We start from the raw sequence: 24,625 nt of genomic DNA on the forward strand, positions 1-24,625 counted from the left end.
TTCCGGTAGCGTGAACTGCACTTCCAGCCGCTACGGACAGCGGATCTTGTCCTGAGGGAGGGCGCCGTGGCTGTCGGCACCGTCAAATGGTTCAACTCGGAAAAGGGCTACGGGTTCATCGAATCCGCCGAAGGGCCTGACGTGTTCGTCCACTATTCGGCGATCCAGGCCGAAGGATTCCGGACGCTTGACGAAGGGGACCGGGTCGAGTTCGAGGTCCAGTCCGGCCGCGACGGCCGCAGTCAGGCCGCGGACGTCCGCAAGGTCTCCTGATTCCGGGGTAGCCGACCGGTTGGGCGAACCGCCCATCGCTGCGGAATGCAGGGCGTTAAGCTGCGCAGCGTGACAGGCGATGTGTCGGGGGACCTCACCGGTCGCCGGCTGGGCAACTACCGCATCGACTCGGTGCTCGGCAAGGGCGGCATGAGCGTGACCTACCAGGCCACCGACGTGCGGCTCGGCCGGAAGGTGGCGCTGAAGGTCATCGGCGACCACCTGGGCACCGACGCCGAGTTCCGCGAGCGGTTCGTGGACGAAGCCCGCAACACGTCCGCGATCGACCACGCCAACATCGTGCCCCTGTACGACTTCGGCGAGCTCGAAGGCATGCTCTACATCGCCATGCGCATGGTCGACGGCGGCGACCTCGCCGGGCTGATCTCTTCGGGCCCGATCGCGCCCGCGCGCGCCCTGGCGCTGCTCGACCAGGTCGCCGACGCGCTGGACACCCTGCACAACCGCGGCCTCGTGCACCTCGACGTGAAGCCCGCCAACGTGCTCGTCACCAGCAAGGAAACCTCCCGCGAGCACGTCTACGTCGCCGACTTCGGTCTCACCCGCCGCGGCGCCACCGGCCACCGCACGCGCGGCGGCGACTTCCTGGGCTCCCCGACCTACGCCGCGCCCGAGCACTTGCGCGGCGAGCCCCTCGACGGGCGCACCGACCAGTACGCCCTCACGTGCGTGCTCTACGCGTGCCTCACCGGCACCCCGCCGTTCAAGGGCGACGTGCCGACGGTGATCAAGGGCCACCTCAACGGTGAGCCGCCCTCGGTTTCGCGAGTGGTCGCGCTGCCGGCCGCCGTCGACGACGTGATCCGCAAGGGCATGGCGAAGAACCCCGCCGACCGGTACCCGAACTGCGTGGCGATGATCGCCGCCGCCCGCGTGGCGCTGGGACCGCTCGCGACGTCGGACACGCCGCCGGGGCCGCCGGGTTCGGGCGGGGCCGGGATACAGAACGGACTGGCCGGGTTGGGTGCTCTCGGTGGTCCGGGTGCGGCCGGTGGTCAGGCCGGCCAGGGCAGTCAGGGTGCTCCCGGTCCTCAGGGGGAGGGAGCCGGCATGCCGCCCTTCGGACAGCAACCGGGATACGGCCAAGGCGGCCCGCAGAGTCCCGGTGGGCCTGGTGGTCAGAGTGGTCAGGCGAACGACCCGGCGCACGGCGCCCAGTGGTCGGGACCCGGCGGCCAGGGCGGTCCCGGCGGACCTGGTGTCCCAGGTGGACCAGGCCAAACCGGACCCGGTGGCCAGGGCACACCCGGCCAAGGTCGACTCGGGCAAGGTGGACCCGGCGAGGGAAACCCGTGGGGCGGCCCCGGCGGCTGGTCCGGCGCCCCGCAGAACCCCGGTCAGCCCCACGGCGCCCCGCCGCAAAGCCCACCCCCCGGCTACGGCTACCCCGGCCTGCCGCCGCAAGGACATCAAGTACCGCAAGGATATCCGGGCCAGCACGGTCACCCGGGACAACCCGGCCCACCGCCCGGCTACGGCAACTACCCCAACCAGCAACAGGGTTACCCCGGCATGCACCCGGGTTACGGCCCGCCCGGCGACCCGATGCGGCTGCGTCCGCCGTCGCCCGCCGGTGGCGCCGGTGCGTTCCAGCAGTCGCGCAGCGGCGGCGGCCGGAAGTGGCTGTGGATCGGCCTCGGGATCGTCGTGCTCGCCGGCCTGATCGTCGGCGCGATCTTCCTCTTCGGCGGCGACGACAGCGGCGGCGGCACGACGACCCCCACGACCGCGCCGAACATCCCCGTCGGCCCCGGCGGACCCAGCGGTTCGCAGTCCGGCTCGCCGTCGCTCAAGCCGCCGCCCGCGTCGATCCCCATCCAGCCGAGCCGCTGACCCGCGATCTCATCTCCGGCAGGTGACCACCTCGAATCCCGGCTGTGTTCGACTCCCGGGACACGCCGGAGGTCGAGGGGGCCAGCCATGGATTTCGGTGACCGGCAGGACTTCGAGGATGCCGCCCGCGGGTTCGTCGCGACGCTCGACCCCGTCACGATCACCGGCGCCGACGGCCGCGCGGTGTTCGACTTGCGCCCGTACGCCTACCTCGACGGCGACTGCCCGGACACGGTGAACCCCAGCCTGTGGCGGCAGGCGCAGCTGTGCCGCACCAACGGGCTGTACGAGGTGACCACCGGCATCTACCAGGTCCGCGGCTTCGACATCTCCAACATGACGCTCGTCGAAGGCGGGCGCGGCGTGATCGTGATCGACCCGCTGATCTCCGAGGAATGCGCGGCGGCCGCGATCGCCCTCTACCGCGCCCATCGCGGTGACCGGCCCGTCACCGCCGTCATCTACACCCACTCACACGTCGACCACTTCGGCGGCGTGCTGGGCGTGCTGCCCGGCGGCGCGGGTGACGTCCCGATCCTCGCCCCGGCGGGCTTCCTCGAAAACGCCGTGGCGGAGAACGTGTACGCGGGCACGGCGATGAGCCGCCGCGCCACCTACATGTACGGCATCACCCTCGACGTGAGCACCACCGGCCAGGTCAGCGGCGGGCTCGGCATCGCCACGTCGACGGGCCGGCCCGGGCTGCTCGCGCCCACCGTCGACATCACCGCGACCGGGCAGCAAGAGGTACTCGACGGCGTCCGCGTCGTCTTCCAGCTCACGCCGGGCACCGAGGCACCGGCCGAGATGAACTTCCACTTCCCGGACCACCGCGCCCTGTGCCTGGCCGAGAACGCCACGCACAACCTGCACAACCTCCTGACGCTGCGCGGCGCTCTGGTCCGCGACCCGCGCGTCTGGGCCCACTACCTGGACGAGGCGATCGAGCTCTTCGGCGCCCGCACCGACGTGGCGTTCGCCTCGCACCACTGGCCCACCTGGGACACCGCCCGCGTGGTGAAGTTCCTTTCACAGCAACGAGATCTATACGCGTACTTGCACGACCAGACCCTGCGCCGGCTCAACCAGGGCGCCACCGGCATCGAGATCGCCGAGGACTTCACACTGCCGCCGGCGCTGGAGAACGCGTGGCACGCGCGGGGTTACTACGGCTCGGTCAGCCACAACGTCAAGGCGATCTACCAGCGTTACCTCGGCTGGTTCGACGGCCACCCCACGTCGCTGTGGCAGCACCCGCCGCAGGCGCTGGCCACGCGCTACGTGGACGTCCTCGGCGGGGTGCCCGCCGTCCTCGGCAAGGCTCAGGAGTACGCGGACGCCGGCGACCTCCGCTTCGCCGCCGAACTGCTCAAGCACGCCGTGTTCGCCGACCCGGACAGCTCTGTCGCCAAGAACGCGCTGGCCGAGGTCTACCAGCGCCTCGGCTACGGCGCCGAGAACCCGACCTGGCGCAACTTCTACCTCGTCGGCGCGCTCGAGCTCCGCAAGGGCATCACCCCGCCGCCTCTCGACATCGGCAGCGGCATGACGGCGGCGCTCACGGTCGAGCAGCTCTTCGACTCCCTCGCCATCCGCGTCGACGGTCCCCGCGCCGCCGCCGACCCGCTCACGATCGAGTGGCGCTTCACCGACCTCGCCACCACGATCCGCACCACCTTGTCCAACGGGGCGCTGATCCAGACCGCGAACCCGACGTCCGCCGCGGACGTCGACCTGACCCTCACGTTGACCAAGGAACAGCTGCTCGGCCTCCTGTCCGGCGGCGACCCGGCTGACCTCGACCACACCGGCGACCCCGCGCTCCTCGGGCGCCTGCTCGCCCTCCTGGACTCGGACGACCCGGGCTTCGCCATCGTCACGCCCTGACAAGCGTGATCACTGACCTGCGGCAAGCACAGGGCAGATATCCGTCCCCACAGGATCGGCTGTCCGCTATGGTCAAGGCATGTGCTGCTGCGCACCCACGACGACAACCGCCGCTTAGCGGCGGTACCGCGGTTGCTGCAACCGCGGCCATTGCCTGCCCCCTCGCGCGGGGCAGCGCCATGACGTACCGCCGGATCAGTGTCCTGCCGGCAGTCACTCGTATTCCTGTGATGCCGGGTCATCCTGCCTGATCAGGGAAGTCATGTCTCAGTCGCAGCGCTTCGATTCACAGCACCCGCACACAGCCGGACCCAGCACTGCACAGCACCTGCGTGCCGCCACCCTGCTCCTGATGGTCGGGCTCCCCGGTGCTGGGAAAACCACCCGTGCCAAAGAGTTCGCCGCAACCCGGCGGGCGCTGCGGCTGACCCCGGATCACTGGATGATCCCGCTGTTCGGCGATTCGATGGCCGACGGCAAGCGCTGGGTGCTCGAAGGGCGGCTCATCTCGGTCGCCCTTCAGGCGCTGCGGCTGGGGACCAGCGTCGTACTCGACTTCGGGCTCTGGAGCCGCGATGAACGGTCGGCACTGCGCTGGCTGGCCCGGTCGGTCGGGGCGTCATGCCAGGTGGTCTACCTGCCCGTGGACAAGGACGTCCAGCTCGCCCGGATCGTGCACCGCCAGGAAACGACACCGCATCAGACGTTCCCGATGAGCGAGGCCGACCTGGATGCGTGGCGAGAGCAGTTCCAGGTGCCTGACGCCGCCGAACTCGACGGCGGCGAGATTCCCACCGCACCGGCGGGCTGGCCGAGCTGGCTGGAATGGGCGGCAGACAAATGGCCCTCGTGCACCGATAGCTGACCCGGACGGCCCGCCAACTCGACGACCATCGCCGATGGTGACCTTGACGAGCGAGATCAGCCGCCACTGACCTGCGGTTCTTGCACTCTCACCGTGGGAGTGCTAAACACGGCATTGGCACTCGACGCCGTTGAGTGCCAAGCACGCGGTCACCGACTGCGCGCTTGAAGGTCGGGACGGTGAGGCTGGCCCAGGTCAGTCGTCCGTCGCGGGCACCGAGCCTGGCCGAGGACGTGTCCTGCTGCCGCCGCTGACAGTCGTTTGACGACACAGCGCGGCGGTGGCGCCCAATACCGGAGGACCACACCGCAATGGCCAAACTGATCGCGTTCGACGAGGACGCCCGCCGCGGTCTCGAGCGCGGCCTGAACACCCTCGCCGAAGCCGTCAAGGTGACGCTCGGCCCGCGTGGCCGCAACGTCGTGCTCGAAAAGAAGTGGGGCGCGCCGACGATCACCAACGACGGTGTCTCCATCGCCAAGGAGATCGAGCTCGAGGACCCGTGGGAGAAGATCGGGGCCGAGCTCGTCAAGGAAGTTGCCAAGAAGACCGACGACGTCGCGGGTGACGGCACCACCACCGCCACCGTGCTCGCCCAGGCGCTCGTGCGCGAGGGCCTGCGCAACGTCGCCGCGGGTGCCGACCCGATCAGCCTGAAGCGCGGCATCGAGGCGGCCGTCGAGGCCATCACCGAGCAGCTGCACAAGATGGCCGTCCAGATCGAGACCAAGGAGCAGATCGCTGCTACCGCCTCGATTTCGGCCGCTGACCGCACCATCGGCGAGCTGATCGCCGAGGCGCTGGACAAGGTCGGCAAGGAAGGCGTCGTCACCGTCGAGGAGAGCAACACCTTCGGCCTCGAGCTCGAGCTCACCGAGGGCATGCGCTTCGACAAGGGCTACGTGTCGGGCTACTTCGTGACCGACCCGGAGCGCCAGGAAGCCGAGCTGGAGGACCCCTACATCCTCCTCTTCGGTTCCAAGATCTCGAACGTCAAGGACGTTCTGCCGCTGCTGGAGAAGGTCATCCAGTCCGGCAAGCCGCTGCTGATCATCGCCGAGGACGTCGAGGGCGAAGCCCTGGCCACCCTGGTCGTCAACAAGATCCGCGGCACCTTCAAGTCCGTCGCCGTCAAGGCCCCGGGCTTCGGTGACCGCCGCAAGGCCATCCTGCAGGACATCGCGATCCTGTCTGGTGGCCAGGTGATCTCGGAGGACGTCGGCCTCAAGCTGGAGAACGCGGACCTGTCGCTGCTGGGCCGCGCCCGCAAGGCCGTGATCACGCGCGACGAGACCACGATCGTCGAGGGTGCGGGCGACGCCGACCAGATCCAGGGTCGCGTCAACCAGATCCGCGCGGAGATCGAGAACTCGGACTCCGACTACGACCGTGAGAAGCTGCAGGAGCGCCTCGCGAAGCTGGCCGGCGGCGTCGCCGTCATCAAGGCCGGTGCCGCGACGGAGGTCGAGCTCAAGGAGCGCAAGCACCGCATCGAGGACGCGGTGCGCAACGCCAAGGCCGCCGTGGAAGAGGGCATCGTCGCCGGTGGTGGCGTGGCTCTGATCCAGGCCGCCGAGGCTGCCTTCGCGGGCCTGAAGCTCGAGGGCGACGAGGCCACTGGTGCCAACATCGTCAAGGTCGCCGTCGAGGCGCCGCTCAAGCAGATCGCCATCAACGCCGGCCTCGAGGGCGGCGTCGTGGCGGAGAAGGTCAAGTCCCTCCCGCAGGGCCACGGCCTCAACGCCGCCACCGGTGTCTACGAGGACCTGCTCGCCGCCGGCGTGCCGGACCCCACGAAGGTCACCCGCTCCGCGCTCCAGAACGCCGCCTCCATCGCGGCGCTGTTCCTGACCACCGAGGCTGTCGTCGCGGACAAGCCGGAGAAGGCTTCCGCCGCTCCGGCCGACCCGTCCGGCGGCATGGGTGGCATGGACTTCTGAGTTCGGCTGCTGTTCGACGCTAGATCCGGAAAAGCCCGGTCCACTTCGGTGGGCCGGGCTTTTCCCTTTGTCGGCCACGGTTTCGTGCCTGCGGTCGGGCTTCGGCGGCTTCGATCGGTGCCGGTCCTGCGGCGCGATGTAGCGGTCGGCTGTGGGCATGGGCGTTGGTCTGGCTGGTGCCTGTGGCGTGTGAGCCGTTCCGATGTGCGCGTCGGCCCGTGTGGTGTTGCGGGTGGGCGCGGGTTTGACTGCCGTGGGTCGGTTGCGGGTGGTGGCGGTGAGGCAGTCGGCCGGCGGAGGTCGGTCGTCGTCGGTGCCGATGTGCGGGTTACCTGGCATCGTGTGGGTGCGAGATCGGCCGGTATCGATCGGGTCGTCGGCGGCAGTGACACGCAAGCCGGCGAGGCGAGTCGGTTCGTGTCGTCTGGTGTTCGGCCGGCCGGCCGGCGCATTCGCGCGTCTCGTCCGATGTGGACATACGAAAAGACCGGGGCGCTCCCCACGCCCGGGTCTTGCCGTCCCCCTTGGTTGTGCCACCCCGTTCCCCCAGTGCCGCGGCCCTCCCCGGCCGCGGTGGGTCAGGCGGCTTCGGTCAGCTGGGTCGCTTCGGGCGTCAGCACGGCAGCGGCGACGTAAACCGGCAACATGATCCCGGCCGACAGCACCGTCGCGGCCACGACCGCGATGCGGACCATCGTCGGGTCGACGCCGAGGTAGTCGGCCCAACCCCCGCACACCCCGGTCAACATCCGGTCGGTGCGGCTGCGGAAGAGCTTCTTGGTTTCCGGGGTGTACACGCTGTTCGTCATGCCATGAATACTCCGCCGCGCGGCCCCTCGGCACATCGGGGAACGGCCCGGAGGCCGACCCTGGACTCCGACCCTGAGGTGAGGTCAGGGAAATTCGCGTGCGCACCAAGGCCCGCCGCCGCGCCGGTGCGTCTCCGCTGGCGGAGGAGCCGGACCAGGAGTGGGCGGGGGCCCGTGCTCACCCGGGCCGGTGGCGCTGAAGGTCAGCGCAGCGCGCGCACCCGGTCCAACCGCGCCAGCCAGGCCTCGGTGACGTCCGGCGCTGCGGCGAATTCCTCGAACCGATCCGGCACCGGTGCCTGCGGCAGGACCGGGAGGTAACCGTCTACAGGGGACAGCGACGTCGTGCTGACGTCGCCGTTCAGCAGGGACATCGTGCCCAGGCCGCAGGCGAAGTCGAGCTGCGGGAGGGCGCCCGCGAGGGCCAGGCCGGCGGCGAGGCCCACGCTGGTCTCCACGGCGGACGACACGACGCACGGCAGCCCGCACGCCTCGGCCACCTCCAGCGCGCGCCGCACGCCGCCGAGGGGGGCGACCTTCAGCACGGCGATGTCGGCGGCCCCGGCGACAGCGACCTTCAGCGGGTCCTCGGCGCGGCGGATCGACTCGTCGGCGGCGATGCGCACGGACACGCGGCGCCGGACGGCGGCCAGCTCGTCGATGGTGCGGCACGGCTGTTCGGCGTACTCGAGGCCGCCGGCCGCCTTGTCGAGGGCGGCGAGCGCGGTGACGGCGGTGTCGACGTCCCAGGCCGTGTTGGCGTCGACGCGGATGGCGCCGGCCGGGCCGAGGGCGTCGCGGACGGCTTCGAGGCGGGCGCAGTCGTCGGCGAGCGTGGAGCGCTTGTCGGCGACCTTCACCTTCGCCGTGCGGCAGCCGGAGGCGCGGACCAGCGCGTGGGCGCGGTCCGGCGGCACGACGGGGACGGTCGTGTTGACCTCGACACGTTCGCGCACCGCGGCGGGCCAGCCCTGCTCGCTCGCCTCCAGGGCGCTCGCCAGCCACGGCACGCTCTCGGCGTCCGAATAGTCCGCGAACGGGCAGAATTCACCCCACCCGGCGGGTCCTTCGAGCAGGACGCCTTCACGGACGGTGATGTCCCGGAACCGGTTGTGCAGGGGCAGCGCGTAGACCTTCATCACCGCAGATCATGCCACTGGCGAAGTCACGTGCCGATCGGGCGGCGACCGGCCAGAATGAGACGTGTGGACGGCCTCGACTTCCGGGTGCTCGGCCCGGCCGAGGTCGTGGCCGGGGGCCGAGCCGTGCCGCTCGGCGGGAGCCGCCCGCTGATCGTGCTCGCCGGGCTGCTGCTGCGCGCCAACCGCGTGGTGTCCGTGGACGAGCTCGGCCGCTGGCTGTGGGACGACGACCAGCGCCGTTCGAAGGGCGCCCTTCAGACGTACGTGCTGAGGCTGCGGCGCGCGCTGGGCCCGGGTGTTGCGATTCGCACAGAGCGTGGTGGTTATCTGCTGGAGCTTGATCCGTTGGCAACGGATCTTGGTCGTTTTCGCACACTCGCCGCCCGGGGGAGGGCAGCTTTCGAACAAGGCGAACACCGTCGTGCCGCGGGGTTGTTCGCCGACGCACTCGCGGAGTGGCGCGGGCCGGCGCTGCAGAACGTCGAGTCCGACGCCCTGCACCGCGATGAGGCCGGCCAGCTCGCCGAGGAACGCATCCGGGTGCGCGAGCTGTGGGCCGACGCGCTGATCGCCGTCGGCGAGTTCGGCACCGTCGTGCCGGAGCTGACGCGGCTGACCCGGGAACACCCGTTACGGGAACGGCTGCACGAGCAGCTCGTGCTCGCGTTGTTCCATTCCGGACGGCAGGCCGAGGCGTTGGAGGTGTACCGGCGGATCAGCGCGGTGCTCGCCGAGGAGCTGGGCCTCGATCCCGGCGCCGGCCTGCAGCGCGTGCACCGGCTCGTGCTGGGTGGGGCGCCTTATCAGCCGGCGGTGGAGCCGCAGGTGCCGCACCAGTTGCCGGCCGACCTCGGCGCTTTTGCCGGTCGTGAGGCGGATTTGAAGGCGCTGCGTGCTTTGCTTCCGGCGGAGGACAGCACGTCGACGCCCATCGCCTCCGTGGAAGGCATGGGTGGCATGGGGAAAACCACGCTGTCCGTACACTTCGCACACGAGATAGCGGATGCGTTCCCGGGTGGACAGGTGTTCCTGAACCTGCGCGGGTACGGCCCTGGCGAGCCGGTGGAACCGTTGTCGGCGCTGGAAACTTTACTGTCGGCGCTGGGTGTCCCCGGTGACCAGATGCCGGCCGATGTGGACGGTCGCGCCGCGACGTGGCGCACGCACACGGCGGGGCGGCGGCTGCTCGTGGTGCTGGACAACGCCAATAGCACCGATCAGGTGCGGCCGCTGCTGCCGGGGCCGGGCTGCCTGGTCGTGGTGACGAGCCGCTGGCAGCTGCGCGGCCTCGTCGCGACGCACGGCGCGCGCCGGATCGCGCTCGAGGAGCTGGACGAGGCGGGCGCCGTCGAGCTGCTGGCCTCGGCGATCGGCGTCGACCGGGTCAACGCGGATCCTGGTGCCACGTCACGCTTTGTGGAGTACTGCGGTGGGCTGCCGCTGGCGATCCGGATCCTGGCCGTGCGGGCGGCGCAGTTCCCGGACTACCCGCTGGGTTCCTTTGTGGACGCGCTGGACGCCGAGCCTGACCGGCTCGGGTTGTTCGACCTCGGTGATGGCGAGGAGACGAACATCCGCTCGGTGTTCTCCTACTCGTACCGGGCGTTGCCGCCGGATGCCGCGCGGTTGTTGCGGCTACTGGGCCTGCCTTCGGGCCCGGATGCGACGCCCGCCGTCGCCGCGGTGCTGCTGGGGTCGCCGCCGGGGTTCGCTCTGGACGCCCTGGTGTCCGCGCACCTCCTTACTCAGCCGCAGCCGGGGCGCTACCAGTTCCACGATCTGATTCGGGCGTACGCGGCAGAGCTCGCGTACCATGTGGACAGTTCGGAGGAGACGTCGGCGGCGCGGTTGCGACTGTTGGATTTCTACCTTTCTTCGGCGTTGAACGCTTCGCGAGCGATGCGGCCCGAGCGGATCTACGGGTCGCTGGAGTTGCGTGTGGACGGTGGCCTCGAGTTCGCCGACTACCACGCCGGGCTGGCGTGGTTCGCCGCGGAGTACGGGAACCTCGTCGCGGCAGTGCACCTGGCGTTCCGGCTGCGGGAATACGCGCATTGCTGGAAGCTCACTTGGCTGATGTTCACCTACTTCGCCGGCCGTGCGGGCGCCGACGACTGGCGGGCGCTCAACGAGCTGGCCCTCCGGGGCACGAGGCTGTCCGGCGATCGGGTTGGCGAGGCCGGGATCCTCAACTGTCTCGGCGTGATCGACGGGGTCGTGCGCGATTACGCGTCGGCGCGGCGGTACCTCGAGCAGGCGCTGGTGCTGCAACGCGAGCTCGGCTCGCGCGAGGGCGAGGCGCGGGCGCTGTACAACCTGGCCATGGCGGCCGATTCGTCGGCCGACTTCCCCGCGGCGCTCGCCCACGGCACGCGGGCGCTGGAGATCGTGCGGGACCTGCGGATGACCGGCTTCGAGGCCAACGTGCTGCGCGCGCTGGGGGATTTGTGCTGCCGGTTCGGGGATTTCCCCCGAGCGCTGGCTTTGGCAGACGAGGCCTTGGCCTTGTCGCCTTCTCCTCGTGACGGCCGCTTCTCCCTGACCACCCGCGCCAAAGCCCTCCTCGGCGTGGGCCGGTCGGCTGAGGGCATCGAGTGCATGTCGGACGCCGTGGACATGTTCTTCGCGATGGACGAGCACTACGAAGCCGCCGACGTCCTGTCCCAACTCGGCACGGCCCACCTGCGCCTCGGCCACCCCGCCGCCGCCCGCGACTGCTGGCTCCGCTCGGTCCACCTCCTCACCGACCTCGCCCACCCCGACGCGGCCGACGTCCGGGCCAAACTGGCGGCGATGGTTTCGGGCTGAGTTGCCGGCCGTGGCTGGGGTGTTGTTCGGTGTGGTGGGTTGCTGGTCGTTCGTGTGCTGCTGGGGTTGTACGTCACGCGGGCTGGCGGTGATGGTTTCGGGCTGAGCTGCCGGCCGTGGCTGGCTTGCCGTTCGACGTGGCGTGATGCCAGGCGCTCCTGCGCTGCTGGGGTCGTACGTCGCGCGGGGCTGGCGGCGATGGTTCGGGCTGAGTTGCCGGCCGTGGCTGGGGTGTCGTTCGGTGGTGGGGTGCCGGTCGCTGGTGTGCTGCTGGGATCGGACGTCGCGCGGGGCTGGCGGTGTTGGTTTCGGGGTGAGTTGTCGGCTGTGGTTGGCGTGGCGTGGTGCCAGGTGCTCCTGCGCAGTTGGGGTCGTACGTCACGCGGAGCTGGCGGCGATGGTCTCGGGGTGAGTTGTCGGCTGTGGTTGGCGTGCCGGTCGGTGCGGCGGGCTGCCATCCGCTCGAGCCAGGCCGCGGCCGACGTGCACCCGAACTTGGCCGAGTTGCTTCGGAGCGAGCGTCTGGGCTTGCCATTGAGTGTGGCGAGATGCCACGTGCTCCTGGCGTCGCCGCGGCAGACGTCTGGGCGGAGCTGGCGGTGGTGGTCTCGGGGCGAGCTGCCGGTGGCGGCCGGCTTGCCATTTGGTGCGGCGTGGTGCCACTCGCTCCCATGCCGCCGTCCGGCGTTCATGCGAAGTTGGCCGGGATGTATCGCGGTGAGCGGCGAGCGTGCCGTTCGATGTGGCGAGATGCCGCCGGTGCAGGCGATGTGCCGGTCAGCGGGGAATGTTGCTGTGGGGTTTGGCAAATTGCCAGTGGGCTTGGCGACGGTCGCTGGTTTGTCAGGCTGTGGGAGTTGCCGCGATGTCTGGCATGTTGCCGGGGGCATTGGCGCTTGCCAGGGCTTGCCGTGGATTGCCGGTTCGGGTTGCGAGTTGCCGGATCATGGTGGGGATTGCCGTGGGGCGTGGCAAGTTGCCAGGGGCACGTGGTGCGGTGGTCTGCGTGCCGACCCCCAGAGACAGCAGGCAGACCACCTGCACCCGTACGCCTCAGCCAACCGGATGGCGCTCACTGTGCGCTCACTGTGCGCTCACTGTGCCGGTGGCGGCTTGAGGTGCAGGAGGTTCGAGAGGGTGATGGCGTTGCGGGGAGCTTCGACTTTGACGTCGTTGTCGAAGTATACGTGGACGTCGCGGTGGCCGTCGGTGTGCCAAGCGGTGATCTTGGTGGCCCAGGTGCGCAGGGCGGAATCGGTGTAGCCGCTGGTGTAGAGCTCGACGTCGCCGTGAAGGCGGACGTAGGTGAAGTCCGTGGTCTGGTCCTCGCGGTACGGCCAGCGGCCGGCGGTGTCGGCGACGACGAGGGCGACGTCGTGTTTTCGCAGCAGGTCGAGGGCTTCCGGCGTGACGAAGCTGGGGTGGCGGACTTCCAACGCGTGCCGGATGGGCCGGTTCTTGCCGGGTTCGAGGTGGGGCGGGATCTTGAGCTTGTCGTCGTGCTTCGCGCCGAGCGCGGCGGCTTCGGTGGTGGTGCGGGGCAGCAGGCCGAGGAAGGTCTCGACGCGGTCGGGGTCGAACTCGAGCCGCGCGGGCAGCTGCCACAGGACCGGGCCCAGTTTTTCGCCGAGCGCGAGCACGCCGGAGGCGAAGAAGTTGGCGACGGCGGGCTCGACGTCACGCAGCTGCTTGAGGTGCGTGATGAAGCGCCCGCCTTTCACGGCGAACACGAAATCGGCCGGGGTCTGGTCGACCCAGGCGCGGTAGCGGTCGGGGGTCTGCAGTGAATAGAACGACCCGTTGAGCTCCACGGAGTTCAGCCGCCGCGACAGGTACTCCAGCTCGCGGCGCTGCGCCAGCCCCTCGGGGTAGAACTCGCGGCGCCACGGCGGGTACCGCCACCCCGACGTCCCGATCCGAATCCCGGCGATCTCCCTCACCGCCTTCCTCCGCGGCGTGATTCCCCTCGGCAGATTCCGGTAAACCCGCCCGCGCAACCGCCGCCCGGACACCCGCACCGGACTTCGGGACAGCCGACCCAACCGAGAGGACATCTGTCTCACGTCCTGTCTTGCTCAGTGTGGTGGAAAGTGCGGTGGACCGCCTCGCCCCGCCGCCGGGAAACGACGGCGACGTTGGGTGCGCCGGCCGGGCCTCGGGGACCAGGAGGCCCGGCCGGCGCGGGTGGGGTGGTGTCAGGCCCACGAGAAGGTCCACAGGCGGGTCTGCACGAGGCCGCTGGCGTACTCGCGAAGGGTGCCGGGCTGGGAGAGGTACGTGGGGAGGCTGAAGGCGCGATGCTCGGCCGCCACGGTGAGGGCGCGGGCCTGCGTCCGCGGCGGGGCGGAGACGGACAGCGTGAGGGAGTCGAAGCCCAGGGAAAGCAGGGTGGCGCCGAAGCGGTCTTCCCAGCTGCGCAGGACGGCGGAGAGCTCGGCGACCTGGTCGGTGGACTTGATCATGCCCGTCCAGCCGAGGAGGGCGGGGATGTCGGCCGGGCGGTCGGTCTGGACCAGGCCGAGGCGGTGGGCGCTGCGGTTGGCCAGGATGGAGCCGGTGTTGCCCGCCTCGGCGAGGGGGTCGGCGCGGCGGTGCGAGCGGCGCGCGAGGCCGGGGAAGCGGGCGCCGAAGGGACGCAGGCACGCGCCGTCGCAGCACGAGGTGTCCCACCAGCGCGCGAGGGCGTCGGCGGGGTCCACGGAGTCGACGCGGTGGCCCGCCGGGGCGAGGCGGCCGCGGTCGTCGAGCCAGTCTTCCCCGCGTGCGGCGAACCGCTGGTCGTGCGGGATGAGCACGGGCCAGAGCCCGGAGCGCTCGAACTCCGCGACGCACTCCAGGTACCGGTGCGGCCGCGCGAGCGGCTCCTCGGACACCCAGATGCGCCCGTGCCACTGCCCGGGTGGCAACGTCTGGACCGGCGGTGCCCCGAGGCCGGGGCGGAACGGTGCGATCGTCATGAGCTTCCCCTCGAACTGGTGTTCGGTCCTGCATGTCGAACAGTAGTTCGAGGGACCGACAATTTCCAGGGAGAGTTTCGCTCATCCGTTCGAGTGAATGTGGAAAAGTGCAGGTCGGGGTGAGTCGCGAGGGGCTGCTGTGACCGATGAGGTCACTGCGGCAGATGGGTGACGCGAAAGTTCGATGTTCACCGGCGGCTAGGCGCTGTGAGGCACCGCGGCGCGGCGAGTGCGACGCGGTGCTGGCGCGTTCATCGCGGGTGGGGTGCGTGATGGCGAGCGGTGTGGGGCTTGGCGGGTGGGGTGCGCGGCGGTGAGGGGTGTGGGGCATGGCGGGTGGGGTGCGCGGCGGTGAGGGGTGTGGGGCATGGCAGGTGGGGTGCGCGATGGCGAGCGGTGTGGGGCTTGGCGGGTGGGGTGCGCGGCGGTGAGGGGTGTGGGACATGGCAGGTGGGGTGCGCGGCGGCGAGCGGTGTGGGCATGGCGAGTGGGGTGCGCGGCGCGGGCAGGGCAGGGCCGACCAATGGTGCGTGGGGCGCGACCACAGGCAAGTCGCGGAGTGGCACCAGCGCGGCGAGGGGCACTCCGATCTTCGTTCACCACCGCGAGTTCGGCTTCCACGTCCACGCCCATGCGCGCGCGAGCCCGGACCCGCACCACGCCATCCGCCCAGGCCAACCGAACGACAAGCGCCAACTCAACCCACAGGCCGGCGCGATCCCCGATCACCACGAGCGAAGAACCGGTAATTTCCCGTCCACCCGATGTCGAGAACCCGCCACCGGCTCCGTCTCCCGGGCACGAACGGCCGCCGAGGCCGTAACCCAGAGCAACACGAGAGGACCACCACCATGGCCGTCGCCGAGGACATCGACCGCGCTACCGACTCGAAGTGGGACTGGGTGGCCGAGCAGACGCGCAAGTACGTGAGCTCGGGCGGCCGGGAGGGGCACGAGCAGAACGGCGTCTACACCCTCATCCTCGCCACCACCGGCCGCAAGACCGGCGAGCCCCGCCGCACCTGCCTGATCTACGGCACTAGCGGCGAGGACTTCGTCGTGGTCGCCTCCAAGGGTGGGGACGACGACCACCCGGCCTGGTTCAAGAACCTCGAGGCCGAGCCGAGCGTCGGCGTGGAGGTCGGTGCGCGGAGGTTCGACGCGCGCGCCCGGATCGCCGGCAACCAAGAGCGCGCGAAGCTCTGGCCGAAGATGGCCGAGATCTTCCCGTTGTACAACGAATACGCGCAGAAGACCGAGCGCGTCATCCCGATCGTCCTGCTCACGCCGAACCGGTGACTACAGCGGTCGGCGCAGGTCCTCCGCATCCACGATGTGGTACGCGTACCCCTGCTCCGCCAAGAACCGCTGCCGGTGCGCCGCGTACTCGGTGTCCACTGTGTCCCGGGAAACGATCGAATAGAAGTGCGCCTGCCGTCCGTCGCCCTTGGGGCGCAGCAGCCGGCCGAGCCGTTGCGCCTCTTCCTGCCGGGAGCCGAAGGTGCCCGAGATCTGGATGGCCACCGACGCTTCCGGCAGGTCGATCGAGAAGTTCGCCACCTTCGACACCACGAGGGTCCGCAGCTCACCGCGGCGGAAGCGGTCGAACAGCTCCTCCCGCTCCTTGTTGCGCGTCGATCCCTGGATCACGGGTGCGTCCAGCTCCGCGCCCAGCATCTCCAGCTGGTCCAGGTACGCCCCGATCACCAGGGTGGGCTCGCCGACGTGGCGCTCCACAATGGACTTGATCACGGGCATCTTCGTCATCGCCGTCGCCGCGAGCTTGTACCGCTCGTCCGGCTCCGAAGTCGCGTAGGCGAGCCGCTCGGCGTCCGTCAGGGTCACGCGGACCTCGGTGCACTCCGCGGGCGCGATCCACCCCTGCGCCTCGATGTCCCGCCAGGGAACGTCGTACCGCTTGGGTCCGATCAACGAGAAGACGTCACCCTCACGGCCGTCCTCGCGCACCAGGGTTGCCGTCAAACCCAGGCGACGGCGCGACTGCAGATCCGCCGTCATGCGGAACACAGGCGCCGGCAACAGGTGGACCTCGTCGTACACAACGAGGCCCCAGTCCCGCGAGTCGAACAGCTCCAGGTGCCGATACTCGCCCTTGGTCTTGCGCGTCACGACCTGGTACGTCGCGATCGTGACCGGGCGGATCTCCTTCTTCTCACCGGAGTACTCGCCGATCTCGTCCTCGGTCAGCGAAGTGCGCGCCACCAGCTCGCGCTTCCACTGCCGCCCCGCGACGGTGTTGGTCACCAGGATCAGCGTGGTCGCCTTGGCGTGCGCCATGGCCGCCGCGCCCACCAGCGTTTTGCCCGCGCCACAGGGCAGAACCACCACGCCCGAGCCGCCGGCCCAGAACGCCTCCGCGGCCTGGCGCTGGTAGTCGCGCAGGTGCCAGTCCTGCTCGTCGAGATCAATGTGGTGCGCTTCGCCGTCCACGTAGCCCGCGAGGTCCTCCGCGGGCCAGCCGACCTTCAGCAGCGCCTGCTTGAGCCGCCCGCGTTCGGACGGGTGCACGAGCATCGTGTCCTCGTCGATGCGGGCGCCCAGCATCGGGCTGATCTTCTTGTGCCGCGACACCTCTTCCAGCACCGCGCGGTCCGTGGTCGACATCACCAGGCCGTGGGCCGGGTGGTTGGTGATCTGCAGCCGCCCGAAGCGGCCCATCACGTCGACCACGTCGATCAGCAGCGGCTGCGGCACGGGGAAGCGCGAGTACGTGGTGAGCGCGTCCACCACCTGCTCCGCGTCGTGCCCGGCGGCGCGCGCGTTCCACAACGCCAGGGGCGTGATGCGGTACGTGTGCACGTGCTCGGGCGCGCGTTCCAGCTCGGCGAACGGCGCGATGGCGATCCGCGCGTCGTTGGCCTGAGGGTTGTCGACCTCGAGCAGCACGGTCTTGTCGGACTGGACGATCAGGGGGCCATCAGTCACCCGTCCTTTATACGTTCCCCCGAGCCGTCCCCTCCCGTCGCGGCCGTCCGGGTGCCAAGATGATCGGCAGGAAAAGCTGGAGGGGACCTTTGACCACACCACCGTTCGGCGTGCCGTCCGCCGCCAACCCGTTCCAGCCGCCGGGCACCGGCTCGTTCAAGCCGCCTCGGCCTGGCGCGCCCCGAGCGTTCTCGAGCACCGCGAAGGTGCTGGTCGCAGCTGGAATCGTGGTGGCGCTCGGCGTGGGCGTGCTCGCCGCGTTCGGCGTGGCCGCGATCGCCCGCTCATCGGGCACGCCGGTGGCCGGCAGCTGCCTGTACCTGTCCGACGAGAGCGTCAGCACGCAGAGTTACCACGGCGTGAGCTGCTCCGAGCAGCGCGCCACCTACCGCGTCGACGACGTCGAAGACGGCACCTCGAGCTGCCACGGCGGCGACTACGTGCGCTTCCAGCTCTTCCGCGGCACCAGCAGCTCCAGTAGTTCGAGCCGCACCAGCGCACCGCGCGAGACGCTGTGCCTGGCGCTCAACGTCTCGTCCGGCGACTGCCTGCGCGACGTCGACGACGAGGCCGAGATCAGCAAGGTCACCTGCAGCGACCCCGACGCCGAGGCCCGCGCGGTCGTCCACCAGGGCAGCAGCGACGAGGACTCGTGCGGCGCCGCCGACACCGCCCTCGTCTACGCCGGCCCACCCGAGCGCACGGTCTGCCTGCAGCCCGCCGGCGAGAACATCTAGGGCTGGTCCTCCTCCGGCAGCATCGCCTGCACGTCGAGCCGGCTCGGGAGCAGGCCCGAGGTGTGCATGAGGTCGGCCACGCGCTGCAGCCGGATGCCGGACAACGTGGTCGGGTAGGTGCCCAGCGAGATCAGCGCCGCCGTGGTCGGGTCGATGTCGGAGAACGTGGGCAGCGCGTCGCGGACGATTGCCGGGTCGGCGGCCGTCTGCTGCGCCTGCATGAGCACGCGCCGAAAAACGGCCAGCGTGCGCGGGTTGTCGCGCGCGAACGCGCCGGTCGCCGCGTAGCCCGAAGCCGGGAAGTCGAGGGTGGCGCCACTGGACCCGTCGGCGAGGATCTGCGCGCCGAGCTCCTTCTCCGCCCGGGTGATGTACGGCTCCACCATCAGCGCCGCGTCGGCGTCGCCGGACTGCAGCGCGTCGGGCATCCGGTCGAAAGGCTTGGGCACGAAGTGGATCTTCGCCGCGTCGACGCCCGCGGTCGCGAGCACGGAACGCGCGGTCAACGCGCCGATGTCGTCGAGATCGTCCACCGCGATCTTCGGCGACTTCTTCGCCGTCGGCTCGGTGTAGTCGGAGTCCGGCAGCGTCACCAGCGCGATCGTGTTGTTGCCCGACGTGTACGCCTCGCCTTGCAGCTGCAACGCGGTTCCGGCGTTGGCGGCGCGGAAGAGCGACACGTCGCTGGCGAACGTCACGTCCAGCTGCCCGGAGTTGAGTTTCGCCAGGCCGTCCTGGGTCCCGAGGTCCACGAGCGTCACGTTCAGCCCTGCCTCGCGGAACTTCCCGGCGGCCGCCGCGATGCGCAGCGGCGCGGTGTCGATCGGCCCGCCGACGCCCACGCGCAGAGTGGTCCGCTCCAATGGCGCCGGCGCCGCTGCGTCACCGGAATCGAACAGCGAGCAGCCGCTGATGGCCAGCAAGACCGCCACCAGCGGCAACACCAGTGCACGCACGTTCATCCGCTCTCACCTACCGGGAGAATCTCGGCATCACGCTGGATCGTATGGGCCGCTGCCCATACGATCCCCGACAGGGCCGTGACCCCGCCAGTGCGGCTTCCCGATCCGATCGAGCCAAGTTACTGCCGAGTAGACTCGATTCGGACACCCCCGATGTCGTCCGCGGATGAGGTGCCGCGGTGGAAAAGGAAGCTTAGGTGAGCCGTCGCGACCAGCGTCCCCGAACGGGCGACGCGACGGATCCCGCTGCCGCCAGACAGGTCGGGGGCCGCTGGCGCCTTCGCAACTGGCACCTGCGGACCAAGCTCTTCGTCGTCCTGCTGATTCCCGCGCTCGCCGTGATCGGGCTCGTCGGCCTGCGCGTGAGCACGGACCTGCGCGACGCCCAGCAGCTCGCCGAGTTCGCCGCCCGCGGCCGCGTGGACAGCACCGTGGCCGAGGTCCTGCACCAGCTGCAGCGCGAGCGCGACGTCACGGTGCGGTTCGTCGCCGGCAACCGCCAGGGCGCCACCACCGACCTCACGGGCCAGCGCACGCGCGTGGACCAGGCGATCGGCACGTTCGAGAAGACGCTCGCCGACAGCAAGCCGCGCCTCGACGCCGTGGCTGCCAGCAGCCTGCAGCAGAGTGACGACCGGCTGCGCGTGCTCAGCGGCCTGCGCTACTCCGCCGAGCACTCCGCGTTCCCCGCCGATGCCGTGCTCCGCTCCTACAGCGAACTGATCTCCGGCCTGCTCGACATCAGCGACATGGCCGCCGCCGACGTGTCCGATCCCGATCTCGCCCGGCTTCGCCTGGCCGGCAACGCCCTCGCGCGGATCAAGGACCAGATGTCGGTCAAGCGCGCGATCATGTCCGAGGCGCTCGCCGAGGGCAGCCTCAACCGCGACCGCACGCGCGCGCTGCTCGGCGCGGAGGCCGAGCTCAACGCGGCCCGCAACGACTACCGCACCTTCGCCTCGCCCGACCAGCAGCGGATGTACGACGACACGGTGATCGGCCTCGTCGTCGACATCGGCAACGACATGGTCGAATCGGCCCTCACCCGCGCGGAGAACGGCCAGTCGCTGCAAGGTCTGGACCCCAACCAGTGGGACACCGCCGCCACCTACACCGTGAACCTCGCCCACCAGGTGCAGGAAGCGCTGCTCGTGCAGCTCCAGGAGCAGACCGATTCGCTCGCCGCGCGCGCCCGCACGTCGACGATCTGGGACGGCGGCGTGGTCCTCGCCGTGCTGCTCGTGGCCGGCATCCTGTCCGTGGTCATCGCGCGCTCGCTGCTGCGGCCGCTGCGCGTGCTGCGGCGCACGGCGCTGGACGTGGCCGACCACCGGCTGCCCGAGGCCGTCCAGCGGCTGTTGACCGATCCCGATCCGGCGCCGGAGAACCTGCGCCACCGCGCGGCCGTCGCGCCCGTGCCGGTGTTCACGCGCGAAGAGGTGGGCCAGGTCGCGCGCGCGTTCGACGCGGTCCACGGCGAGGCCGTGCGGCTGGCGGCCGAGCAGGCGATGCTGCGCGAGAACGTCAACTCGATGTTCGTCAACCTCTCCCAGCGAAGCCAAGATCTCGTCGAACGACAGCTGTCCGTGCTCGACCGCATGGAGGCCGGTGAGCAGGACCCGGACACGCTCGCGGGCCTGTTCGAGCTCGACCACCTCGCCACGCGCATGCGCCGCAACAGCGAGAACCTGCTGGTGCTCTCGGGCACCGACCTCGTGCGCGAGGACAGCGGGCCGGTGGTGGCCGACGAGATCGTGGGCGCCGCACTGTCCGAAGTGGAGGATTACCAGCGCATCGAGCTCGGCTCCGCGCCGACGCTCGCGGTGCGCGGCGAGGCCGTGAACGACCTCGTGCACGTGGTGTCCGAGCTGCTCGAGAACGCCACGCGCTACTCCTCGGAGCGCGCAGGCGTCACCGTCGAGAGCGCGGAAACCGAAGACGGCGGCTGGCGCATCGAGATCACCGACCGCGGCGCCGGCATGCCGCAGGCCGAGATCGACCGCACCAACGCGCGCCTGGCCAACCCGCCGGACGTCGATGTCGAGGTCTCGCGCCGGATGGGCCTGTACGTGGTCGCGACGCTGGCTCAGCGCCACCACATCGACGTCTCGCTGCGGCTGGCCGAGGGCACCGGCATCACCGCGACGGTGCTCGTGCCCACCCAACTGATCGTCGACGCGCCGCCGCTGCCCGAGCCGCCCGCGCCCGTCGCCGCCGAACCTGAACCGGCTCCGGACCTGCTGCCGCCGCTCGCTCCGCTGGTCGCGGCGCCCGTCGTCGAGGAAGAAGAACCCGAGCCGCCGGCGGAGGCGCCGATCGTTCCCGTGCTGGAGCCCGGCCCGCCGCGGCGCGCGCCGGTGGTGGAGAGCACGCCGTGGCCGGCGCCCGAGGACCGGTCGCATCTCGATCTCGACGCGCCCACCGAACGCATGCCGGCCTACCGGGACGTGTTGTCGCGGTGGTTCGACGCCGCCGCGCCGCCGCCCGAGGGACGCGCGCCCGCGCCGCCGGAACCGCTGTCGGTGGCGGAACCCGCACCGCAGCCGGAACGCCGGCCGGAACCGCAGCCGGTACGCCGGCCGGAACCGCAGCCGGCACTCGCACCGCAGCCGGAACGCGGACTCGCACCGCAGCCGGTACGCCGGCCGGAACCGCAGCCGGAACCAGTGCCGGAACCCCCAGCTCCGGAAGCCCTCCCACAACCCGAGCAACCCGCGCGCCACGCCCGCGCCGCGCCGGAACCCGGCTACGTCGAGCCCGCGTTCCCGGCCGAGCAGTTCCCCACCACCGACCCCGACGAGAACCCCTCCCCGCCGGAATGGCCGACGTCGGACGAGCTGGCGCAGGAGGACGGCGCAGAGGAAACCTGGCCGTTCCTGCGCGTCTCCGATGTCGAAAACGCAGGCGGGGAAGACGGCGAGGACGGCATGGAGGCCAGCCCCGGGCAGGTGCCCGAGCAGCGGCCGATACTCTCGCTTTCCCCCGAAGCGGTGCGCGAGCGGATGACGAGCCTTCAAGGCGGGTTCAGGCGTGGTCGCCACGCCCGGGGGGACGAGAACCCCACGACCTGATCGAACGGATGACCCATGAGCTCGAAGACCGCCCTGCTGGAAGTGATCGCGCTGGGGCCGGAAGACGCGCAGCGCGCTCAGGAAGGCGGGGCGGACCGGCTCGAACTGGTCGCGGACATGGCCCAGGACGGGCTCACGCCTTCGGAGCAGACGGTGCGCGACGTGCTCGCCGCCACCGACTTGCCGGTGCGCGTGATGCTGCGTGGTGGCGCCGGTTTCGCTGCCGGTGATCTCGACGCGCTGCGCGCCGACACCGCCAAGCTTGTGGCCGCCGGTGCGCGCGAGTTCGTGTTCGGGTTCCTCACCGAGGACAACGAGATCGACATCGACGCGTGCCAAGCGCTGCTGAAGGAGATCAACGGCTCGCCTTGGACTTTTCACCGCGCGATCGATCGCGCGCACAACCCGCTCGCCGCATTCGACGTGCTCACCGAGCTCGGCTGCGACACGGTGCTGGCGGCGGGCAGCCCGCACGGTGTCGGCAGCGGGCTGTCGGTGTTGCAGCAGCTCGCGCGGCGGACTGATGGCCCCGCACTGCTCGTCGGGGGTGGCCTGAGAGCGCAGCAGGTGCACCTCTTGCGCGCCGGGGGCGTCCGCGGGTTCCACGTCGGCAGCGCCGTTCGCCCGGATGGCTGGGGGTCCCCCGTAGGTGTCGCCGCCGTTCGCGAGTGGGCCGAATTGGTCAGGGGCTGAGCTAAAGTTTCGGCAGTTCTCCGGGGCATCCGGGTAATCGAGCCGAAAGCGCGGGCTGTGGAGGCGAGTCAGCACGGGCGAAGCAACGAGACCGCACTTTCTCGTGCCTGGAAGCGGGTCAATGAGCAGGCGCGGCGGCTGCGCAGCGATGTCAACGTGTCGATCTTGTGCCGATCGGCGGTCTCGTGGCTCGGTGTTGAGGGTGGCTGTTTGTTGGTTAATACCGGACCGGGAACACAGGAAGTGAGGGTGGCGACCGACAACCTCGCCGCAGTGCTCGCCGAGCTCGAGACCACGGTCGGGGAGGGACCGATGCGCAGTGCCCGCAAACTCGGTTCGCCGGTACTCGTGGGTGACTTCGACGGCGCCGAGCAGTCGCGCCGCTGGCCGTTGTACGCTCCGCTCGCCGTGCAGGCGGGCGTCCACGCCCAGTTCGTGCTGCCATTGCGCGTCGGTCTCATTGATGTCGGGACACTTGTGTTCCACCGAAAGGACCCAGCTCCGCTGGAACCGGTTCTGCTGGCCGACGCGCTGGCCTACGGTGAACTAATGCTCCTGCTCCTGCTTGATGAACAGTCCGGTGCGGCGCATACGGAACCCGTCGGCCTCTCGCTGAAATCCACGTACGTGCACCAGGCCACCGGCATGGTCGCGGCGCAACTCGACGTGAGTCTCGACGACGCATTTGCCGCACTGCGCGCGCGGGCGTTCGCCGAGCAGCGTCCCCTATCGGAAGTTGCGGCAGATGTAGTGGCCAGACGGTTTAGGTTCGAACGCGAGGGGGGAACCCGATGATGGTCGCGTGTTGTGCGTGGCGTGGTGTGGTGGGAGATGGTGCCGGTGATTGACGGACGCCTGGTCGACACGTTCGTCGAATTGGCGGACACGCTCACGGACGACTTCGATGTGATCGACTTCCTGCACCTGCTGACGGCGCGCAGCGTGGAGCTGCTGCCGATCGACGCAGCGGGGCTCCTCGTCGCCGGCCCGGCCGGTGACCTGCAGCTCGTCGCGAGTTCGAACGAGCAGGTACGGATGCTGGAGCTCTTCCAGCTCCAGCGAGACGAAGGACCTTGTCTCGACGCATACCGGCAGCGTAGCTCCGTGACCGTTCCCGACCTGGCTCGCGACACCGGGAGCTGGCCGTCGTTCGCCGCGGCCGCGCTCGGGCACGGGTTCCGCGCGGTGCATGCGCTGCCGATGCTGCTGCGCTCCGAGGTGATCGGCGCGCTGAACCTCTTCTCGGTAGGCCCCGGCGAGCTGTCGGAGGAAAGCCTGCGGATCGCGCGCGCGATGGTCGACGTCGCGACCATCGGCCTGCTGCAGGCGCGCACGATCCAGCAGCACGAGGTGCTGGTCGAGCAATTGCAGACCGCGTTGAGCAGCCGGGTCGTGATCGAACAGGCGAAGGGGTTCATCGCGGAGCGGCTGAACCTGGAGACGGACGAGGCGTTCGCCTTGCTGCGGCGGTTCGCGCGGCGCACCAGCCGCAAGCTGAGCGCGGTGGCGGCCGACGTCGTGAACCGGTCCGAGAGCGCGCGCGAGCTGTTCCAAACGCCGCCCGTGCACTGAAACGTTTCGACCGGTCGGTGGAGTGCACGGCGGCGTTTCGGCGCTAACGTCGGTTACTTCGTCCTGGACCCCGGCGGAAATCGGTTCCGGTCCGGCAGGTGCGGGGAGGC

Annotated in this window: 18 protein-coding genes; 12 read left to right on the top strand and 6 right to left on the bottom strand. The window is 70.3% G+C overall.

All coding sequences use genetic code 11. From position 1 onward, the window contains the following. Nucleotides 1-66 precede the first annotated feature (66 nt). The 5 genes from AB0383_RS24995 to groL all read left to right on the top strand — a co-directional run bounded on the left by AB0383_RS24995 (nucleotide 67) and on the right by groL (nucleotide 6,819). On the top strand, nucleotides 67-273 hold the full coding sequence (locus tag AB0383_RS24995; protein WP_204093028.1) for a cold-shock protein: 207 nt from the start codon (nucleotides 67-69) through the stop codon (nucleotides 271-273). A gap of 69 nt (nucleotides 274-342) precedes the next feature. After that, on the top strand, nucleotides 343-2,127 hold the full coding sequence (locus AB0383_RS25000) for a serine/threonine-protein kinase (RefSeq protein WP_366188675.1): 1,785 nt from the start codon (nucleotides 343-345) through the stop codon (nucleotides 2,125-2,127). 87 nt (nucleotides 2,128-2,214) lie between these two features. After that, nucleotides 2,215-4,014, top strand: a complete 1,800-nt coding sequence (locus AB0383_RS25005) for an alkyl sulfatase dimerization domain-containing protein (protein WP_366188676.1) — start codon at nucleotides 2,215-2,217, stop codon at nucleotides 4,012-4,014. Between the two features lie 352 nt (nucleotides 4,015-4,366). Then, the gene (locus AB0383_RS25010) at nucleotides 4,367-4,879 is read left to right on the top strand and encodes an ATP-binding protein (RefSeq protein ID WP_366188677.1); all 513 of its coding nucleotides are present in this window, start codon (nucleotides 4,367-4,369) and stop codon (nucleotides 4,877-4,879) included. Between the two features lie 311 nt (nucleotides 4,880-5,190). Beyond that, nucleotides 5,191-6,819 carry a chaperonin GroEL gene (gene groL / locus AB0383_RS25015; RefSeq protein ID WP_326566586.1) on the top strand — a complete coding sequence of 543 codons (1,629 nt, stop codon included), beginning with the start codon at nucleotides 5,191-5,193 and terminating at the stop codon, nucleotides 6,817-6,819. 578 nt (nucleotides 6,820-7,397) lie between these two features. Here groL and AB0383_RS25020 read toward each other — a convergent pair. Both AB0383_RS25020 and AB0383_RS25025 read right to left on the bottom strand, forming a co-directional pair. Next, nucleotides 7,398-7,628 carry a PspC domain-containing protein gene (locus AB0383_RS25020; RefSeq protein ID WP_366188678.1) on the bottom strand — a complete coding sequence of 77 codons (231 nt, stop codon included), beginning with the start codon at nucleotides 7,626-7,628 and terminating at the stop codon, nucleotides 7,398-7,400. A 203-nt stretch (nucleotides 7,629-7,831) separates the two neighbouring features. Next, nucleotides 7,832-8,767: an o-succinylbenzoate synthase gene (locus AB0383_RS25025; protein WP_364180241.1), complete on the bottom strand. Its 936-nt coding sequence runs from the start codon at nucleotides 8,765-8,767 to the stop codon at nucleotides 7,832-7,834. Between the two features lie 57 nt (nucleotides 8,768-8,824). On the opposite strand from AB0383_RS25025, the gene AB0383_RS25030 reads away from it, so the two are divergent. Continuing rightward, nucleotides 8,825-11,578 (top strand): BTAD domain-containing putative transcriptional regulator, encoded by a 2,754-nt coding sequence (locus AB0383_RS25030; protein WP_366188679.1) that lies wholly within the window; start codon nucleotides 8,825-8,827, stop codon nucleotides 11,576-11,578. Nucleotides 11,579-12,672: 1,094 nt separating this feature from the next. Here AB0383_RS25030 and AB0383_RS25035 read toward each other — a convergent pair. Both AB0383_RS25035 and AB0383_RS25040 read right to left on the bottom strand, forming a co-directional pair. Continuing rightward, nucleotides 12,673-13,518, bottom strand: coding sequence for a DUF72 domain-containing protein (locus tag AB0383_RS25035; RefSeq protein ID WP_366188680.1), 846 nt, complete (start codon nucleotides 13,516-13,518; stop codon nucleotides 12,673-12,675). 255 nt (nucleotides 13,519-13,773) lie between these two features. Then, complete coding sequence (locus AB0383_RS25040) at nucleotides 13,774-14,535, bottom strand: DUF4253 domain-containing protein (protein WP_364180249.1); 762 nt, start codon at nucleotides 14,533-14,535, stop codon at nucleotides 13,774-13,776. A gap of 851 nt (nucleotides 14,536-15,386) precedes the next feature. Here AB0383_RS25040 and AB0383_RS25045 point away from each other — a divergent pair. Beyond that, a complete protein-coding gene (locus AB0383_RS25045) occupies nucleotides 15,387-15,833 on the top strand; it encodes a nitroreductase family deazaflavin-dependent oxidoreductase (RefSeq protein ID WP_366188681.1) in 447 nt (148 codons plus the stop codon). On the opposite strand, the gene AB0383_RS25050 is transcribed toward AB0383_RS25045, so the two are convergent. Beyond that, entirely contained in the window at nucleotides 15,834-17,480 is a 1,647-nt protein-coding gene (locus AB0383_RS25050; protein WP_364180253.1) for a DNA repair helicase XPB, read from the bottom strand. Nucleotides 17,481-17,569: 89 nt separating this feature from the next. Here AB0383_RS25050 and AB0383_RS25055 point away from each other — a divergent pair, with 89 nt between their 5' ends. Beyond that, nucleotides 17,570-18,217 carry a hypothetical protein gene (locus AB0383_RS25055; protein ID WP_364180255.1) on the top strand — a complete coding sequence of 216 codons (648 nt, stop codon included), beginning with the start codon at nucleotides 17,570-17,572 and terminating at the stop codon, nucleotides 18,215-18,217. On the opposite strand, the gene AB0383_RS25060 is transcribed toward AB0383_RS25055, so the two are convergent. Continuing rightward, nucleotides 18,214-19,179 carry an ABC transporter substrate-binding protein gene (locus AB0383_RS25060; protein WP_366188682.1) on the bottom strand — a complete coding sequence of 322 codons (966 nt, stop codon included), beginning with the start codon at nucleotides 19,177-19,179 and terminating at the stop codon, nucleotides 18,214-18,216. The genes AB0383_RS25055 and AB0383_RS25060 overlap by 4 nt on opposite strands. Nucleotides 19,180-19,376: 197 nt before the next feature. Between AB0383_RS25060 and AB0383_RS25065 the strand changes: the two genes are divergently transcribed. Genes AB0383_RS25065 through AB0383_RS25080 form a run of 4 tightly spaced genes read left to right on the top strand, consistent with a single transcriptional unit; the run spans nucleotide 19,377 to nucleotide 24,515 of the window. After that, nucleotides 19,377-22,250, top strand: coding sequence for a nitrate- and nitrite sensing domain-containing protein (locus AB0383_RS25065; RefSeq protein WP_366188683.1), 2,874 nt, complete (start codon nucleotides 19,377-19,379; stop codon nucleotides 22,248-22,250). Between the two features lie 15 nt (nucleotides 22,251-22,265). Beyond that, nucleotides 22,266-22,943: a copper homeostasis protein CutC gene (locus AB0383_RS25070; protein WP_366188684.1), complete on the top strand. Its 678-nt coding sequence runs from the start codon at nucleotides 22,266-22,268 to the stop codon at nucleotides 22,941-22,943. 57 nt (nucleotides 22,944-23,000) lie between these two features. Then, nucleotides 23,001-23,738, top strand: a complete 738-nt coding sequence (locus tag AB0383_RS25075; protein ID WP_364180263.1) for a GAF domain-containing protein — start codon at nucleotides 23,001-23,003, stop codon at nucleotides 23,736-23,738. Nucleotides 23,739-23,774: 36 nt separating this feature from the next. Beyond that, nucleotides 23,775-24,515 (top strand): GAF and ANTAR domain-containing protein, encoded by a 741-nt coding sequence (locus AB0383_RS25080; protein ID WP_366188685.1) that lies wholly within the window; start codon nucleotides 23,775-23,777, stop codon nucleotides 24,513-24,515. Nucleotides 24,516-24,625: the final 110 nt, after the last annotated feature.

It is taken from the genome of Amycolatopsis sp. NPDC051373 (assembly GCF_040689465.1).
GTDB lineage: Bacteria > Actinomycetota > Actinomycetes > Mycobacteriales > Pseudonocardiaceae > Amycolatopsis.